The sequence below is a fragment of the Rhodococcus sp. 14-2470-1a genome (assembly GCF_002259425.1).
Lineage (GTDB): Bacteria > Actinomycetota > Actinomycetes > Mycobacteriales > Mycobacteriaceae > Rhodococcoides > Rhodococcoides fascians_E.
In genome coordinates, this window is sequence record NZ_NPFZ01000030.1 from 1 (window position 1) to 1557 (window position 1557).

1 protein-coding gene is annotated in these 1557 nt (G+C 64.5%); it reads right to left on the reverse strand.

The genetic code is table 11. The features are described 5' to 3' along the window. Positions 1-66: 66 nt before the first annotated feature. A partial coding sequence (locus CH292_RS19785; protein WP_094655556.1) for a CoA-acylating methylmalonate-semialdehyde dehydrogenase occupies positions 67-1557 on the reverse strand: 1491 nt, incomplete at its 5' end.

The following is a 1557-nucleotide window of genomic DNA, read 5'->3' on the forward strand; positions in this document are numbered from 1 at the left end:
GGGCCTACATTTCCACTCACGTGGGGTCTAGTTGTTTTCGGGGAATCCCGGAGACGCGGAGCGGATCTAGCTGTTTTCGGGGAATCCGAGGTTGATGCCGCCGTGGCTGGGGTCGAGCCAGCGGGAGGTGACGGCTTTGCCGCGGGTGAAGAAGTGGATTCCTTCGGTGCCGTGGGCGTGGGTGTCGCCGAACAGCGAGTTTTTCCAGCCGCCGAAGCTGTAGTAGGCCATGGGGACGGGGATGGGGACGTTGATGCCGATCATGCCTACTTCGACTTCGTTCTGGAAGCGTCGTGCTGCGCCGCCGTCGTTGGTGAAGATGGCGGTGCCGTTGCCGTAGGGGTTGTTGTTGATCAGTTCGAGGGCTTGGTCGTAGGTGTCGACGCGGACGACGGAGAGGACGGGTCCGAAGATTTCGTCGGTGTAGATGGACATGTCGGTTTTGACATGGTCGATGAGCGTCGGGCCGAGCCAGAATCCACCGGAGACATCCCTCGTCGCTTCGCTCGCACCGTCTCCGCCGTCGGCTTTGACGCCGCGGCCGTCGACGACGATGGTGGCGCCGTCGGCTTCGCCGGCGTCGACGTAGGAGGCGACTTTGTCGCGGTGGGCCCCCGTGACGAGGGGGCCCATGTCGGCGCCGCGGGTGCCGTCGCCGGTGACCAGGGGGGTGGTGCGTTCGACGATTTTGGCGACGAGTTCGTCGGCGATGTCGCCGACGGCGACGAGGGCGGAGATGGCCATGCAGCGTTCGCCTGCGGAGCCGAAGCCGGCGTTGACCATGGCGTCGGCAGCGAGGTCGAGGTCGGCGTCGGGGAGGACGATGGCGTGGTTCTTCGCCCCGCCGAGGGCTTGGACGCGTTTGCCGTTGGCGGTGCCGGTGGCGTAGACGTATTGGGCGATGGGGGTGGAGCCGACGAAGGAGATCGATTTGATCTTCTTGTTCTCGAGGAGTTCGTCGACGGCGAGTTTGTCGCCTTGGAGGACGTTGAAGACGCCGGGGGGTAGGCCTGCTTCTTCCCAGAGTTCGGCGAGCCAGATGGAGGCGGTGGGGTCTTTTTCGGAGGGTTTGAGTACTACGGTGTTGCCGGCGGCGATGGCGACGGGGAAGAACCACATCGGGACCATGGCGGGGAAGTTGAAGGGGGAGATGATGCCGACGGGTCCGAGGGGTTGGCGGATGGAGTAGACGTCGACTTTGGTGGAGGCGTTTTCGGTGTAGCCGCCTTTGAGGAGGTGGGGGATGCCGCAGGCGAATTCGACGACTTCTTGGCCGCGGGAGATTTCGCCGAGGGCGTCGGAGAGGACTTTGCCGTGTTCGGCGGTGATGATTTCGGCGAGTTCGCCTTTTTTCTTGTTGAGTAGTTCGCGGAAGTTGAAGAGGATTTGGGTGCGTTTGGCGAGGGAGGTGTCGCGCCAGGCGGGGAAGGCGGCTGCGGCGGCGTCGATGACGGTGCGTGCGTCGCCGAGGTTGGCGAGTGCGAGCTGGCCGGTGACCTCGCCGGTGGCGGGGTTGGTGACCGGTGCGGTGGTGGTGGAGGTACCAGCGAACGGCTT